General features: G+C 72.5%; 3 protein-coding genes. All 3 read left to right on the plus strand.

What is annotated here, in order from left to right; all coding sequences use genetic code 11:
* The first annotated feature begins 252 nt into the window (after positions 1-252).
* Genes D7X74_RS40760 through D7X74_RS40770 form a run of 3 tightly spaced genes read left to right on the plus strand, consistent with a single transcriptional unit; the run spans position 253 to position 3,271 of the window.
* Entirely contained in the window at positions 253-1,212 is a 960-nt protein-coding gene (locus D7X74_RS40760) for an HlyD family secretion protein (protein WP_158620418.1), read from the plus strand.
* Positions 1,209-2,135, plus strand: a complete 927-nt coding sequence (locus tag D7X74_RS40765; RefSeq protein WP_120538311.1) for an ABC transporter ATP-binding protein — start codon at positions 1,209-1,211, stop codon at positions 2,133-2,135. Before D7X74_RS40760 ends, D7X74_RS40765 begins: the two co-directional genes overlap by 4 nt.
* Positions 2,132-3,271, plus strand: a complete 1,140-nt coding sequence (locus D7X74_RS40770; protein ID WP_120538312.1) for an ABC transporter permease — start codon at positions 2,132-2,134, stop codon at positions 3,269-3,271. The genes D7X74_RS40765 and D7X74_RS40770 overlap by 4 nt, the downstream gene beginning before the upstream one ends.
* Positions 3,272-3,303 lie beyond the last annotated feature (32 nt).

Below are 3,303 nucleotides of genomic sequence, written 5' to 3' on the forward strand. Positions count from 1 at the left end.
CTCGCGCGGGGAACCCCGCCCCCGGCCCGTGTCCCGGGTTCGGAAACCCGGCGCCCGGCGTCGGAAATCCGAACACGGCGGTCCTGTCCCTCCAGCCCTCCGGAGGAGCCCCGGGCTGGCATGCCGGGTGCTCTTGGGCCTCCGCGTGATGCGCGAGGCAGGGGGCGGAGCGCATCCCTTGGGCGGCGATGGCCGCGTCGGGAGACACGGATGCCAGGGCAGGGGAGTGCACCGAAACGTTCGAAGCGCGCCGTGGTCGCGGCGGTCGTCCTGGTCGCCGTCATCGGCGGAGGCCTCGCGTGGCTGCGGCGCCCCGCGTCGGGCGAACCGCCCCCGCGCTTCACCGGCTACGTCGTCAGCGACAACGTCTACCTGTCCTCGCCGGTGGCCGGCATCGTGGCGTCGGTGGGCGTGGTGCGAGGTCAGCGCGTGGAGGTAGGGACGCCGCTGTTCCGCATGGAGCCCACGTCGCTGGTGGCGCGCGCGGACCAGGCGCGGGCGCAGGTGGCGCAGACCGAGGCCCAGCTCCTCGCGCGGCGTTCGGACATGGACCGGGCCCGGGCCTCGCTCGCCTCCGCGCGGGCGGAGGTGGAGCGCGCGGACGCCGACCTGTCGCGCTTCCTCGCCGTCCAGAAGGCGATGGACGGGGCCGTGACACCCCAGCAGTTGGACCTGCTGCGCGCGACCGTGGCGCGGGCCCACGCCCTGCGCGACGTGGCCGTCACGGACGTGTCGGCGGCGGGCGCGCAGTGGGAGGCCGTCCGCGCGCAGTTGACGAGCGGACGCGCCGGCCTCACCGCCGCGGAGCGACAGGTCTCCGAGCTGGCGCCCGTCTCCCCCGTCGCGGGCTTCGTGGAGGACGTCCTCTTCCACGAAGGCGAGTGGGCCGCCCCCAACGCCGCCGTCATCAGCATCGTCCCGGACGCGCGGGTGAAGGTGCGCTTCTACGTGCCGCAGGCGAGGGTGGCGTCCTACGCGCCGGGCACGGGCGTGGCCATCGCCTGTGATGGCTGCGACACGGGGATGACGGCCCGCGTGGACTACGTGGCCCCGCGCCCGGAGTACACCCCACCCATCATCTACAGCCTGGAGTCGCGGCAGAAGCTGGTGTTCCTGGTGGAGGCCGTGCCCGCGGCGCCCACGCGGCTCCTGCCAGGGCAGCCCATCGACGTGACACCCCTGGCGATGGCGACCGTGCGGGAGGCGCGATGAGCGGGCGGGCCATCGACGTGCGCGGGCTCAACAAGTCCTTCGGCGAGCGGCATGTCGTGCGCGACGTCTCCATCGCCGTGGAAGCGGGCCGCATCACCGGCTTCCTGGGCCCCAACGGCTCCGGCAAGACGACGACGCTGCGGCTCTTGTGCGGACTGCTCACGCCCGACAGCGGCGAGGGCGAGGTGCTGGGCATGGACTTCCGCGCCCGGGGCGACGCCATCAAGCGCAGGACGGGCTACATGACGCAGAAGTTCTCCCTCTACGAGGACATGACGCTGGAGGAGAACCTGGCCTTCGTCGCGCGCATCCACGGATTGGATCAGCGCCGCGAGCGCGTGGACGCGACGCTCCACCGGCTGGGCCTCTTCGACCGCCGCCGTCAGTTGGCGGGCGCGCTCTCTGGCGGGTGGAAGCAGCGGCTTGCCCTGGCCGCCGCGACGCTGCACGCGCCCCAGCTGCTGCTCCTGGACGAGCCCACCGCGGGCGTGGACCCCCGGGCCCGCCGCGAGTTCTGGGATGAAATCCATGCGCTCGCAGCCGAGGGCCTCACGGTGCTGGTGTCCACGCACTACATGGACGAGGCCGAGCGCTGCCACGACATCGGCTACATCCTGTATGGCCGCCTCATCGCGCGGGGCACGGCGGACGCCGTCATCCGGGACTCGGGGTTGGTGACGTTCCTGGGGGAAGGGCCGGGCATCGACCGCGCGGCGCACCTGCTGGCGAAGGCCGACGGCGTGCTCAGCGCCTCCGCGTTCGGCGCCGCCGTGCACGTCAGCGGCGTCCAGCGCGAGGCCCTGGAGCGCGCGCTCGTCCCCTGGCGCAGGGAACCCTTCCGCTGGAGCGAGGTCCCCCCGTCGTTGGAGGATGTCTTCATCCAGCTCATGGGGCGCGAGCGCGACGAACGGTACGCCTCATGAGCCGGGACTCCCTGCCGCGCATCCTGGCCGTGCTGCTCAAGGAGTTCACGCAGCTGCGGCGCGACCGCGTGACGTACGCGATGATCCTCGTCATGCCGGTGATGCAGCTGCTCATCTTCGGCTACGCCATCAACATGGACCCGAGGCACCTGCCCGCCGCGGTGCTGTCCCATGACACCGGCACCCTGGCCGCCTCCGTCGTGGCGTCCATGGAGCGCACCGGCTACGTGGACGTGCGCTACCTGCCGCGCTCCGACGCGGAGCTGGAGCAACTGCTGCGGCGCGGGCAGGTGATGCTCGCGGTCACCATCCCGCCGGACTTCACGCAGCGGGTGCTCAAGGGGGAGCGCGCGCAGATCCTCGCGGAGGCGGACGCGTCCGACCCGCAGGCCGCGGCGGGCGCGCTCGCGGCGGTGGCCCTGCTGCCCACGGAGGCGCTCCGACACGTGCGGGTGGGGACGGTGGCGCGAAGGCCCACTCCGCCGCCCTTCGAGGTGGTGGTGCACCGGCGCTACAACCCGGAGAGCCTCTCGCCGTTCCACATCGTGCCGGGCCTGCTGGGCATCATCCTGTCCATGACGCTGGTGATGATGACCGCCATGGCCGTCACCCGCGAGCGCGAGCGGGGCACCATGGAGACGCTGCTGTCCACGCCCGCCACGCCCGGGGAGATCATGATGGGCAAGCTCACGCCCTACGTGGTCGTGGGGCTCGTGCAGACCGGCGTCGTGCTGGGGATGGCGCGGGTGCTGTTCTCGGTCCCCATGGCGCGCACGCCGGCGGGGTGGGGGGCGCTCGCGTGCGGCATCGTGCTCTTCATCGTGGGCAACCTGTCGCTGGGCTACCTCATCTCCACGGTCGCCCGGAGCCAGTTGCAGGCCATGCAGATGTCGCTGTTCTACCTGCTGCCCTCCATCTTCCTGTCGGGCTTCGCCTTTCCCTTCCTGGGCCTGCCCGCGTGGGCGCGGACGCTGGGGGAGGTCCTCCCCGTGACGCACTTCCTGCGCATCGTCCGGGGCGCGCTGCTCAAGGACCAGGTGCTGGCGGACATGGGGGACAACCTGCTGGCGCTGGGCCTGTTCGTGCTGGCCGTGGCGGGAGCCGCCCTCGCACGCTCGCGCACCACGTTGGATTGACGCTCAGGCCCCATCCCTCCCCGCCCATGGGT

The sequence above is a fragment of the Corallococcus sp. CA047B genome, from assembly GCF_003612065.1.
Classification (GTDB): Bacteria; Myxococcota; Myxococcia; order Myxococcales; family Myxococcaceae; genus Corallococcus; species Corallococcus praedator.

Coding starts and splice junctions, on each gene's coding strand:
- D7X74_RS40765 (WP_120538311.1), top strand. CDS start 1,209: ATGAGCGGGCGGGCCATCGACGTGCGCGGGCTCAACAAGTCCTTCGGC.
- D7X74_RS40770 (WP_120538312.1), top strand. CDS start 2,132: ATGAGCCGGGACTCCCTGCCGCGCATCCTGGCCGTGCTGCTCAAGGAG.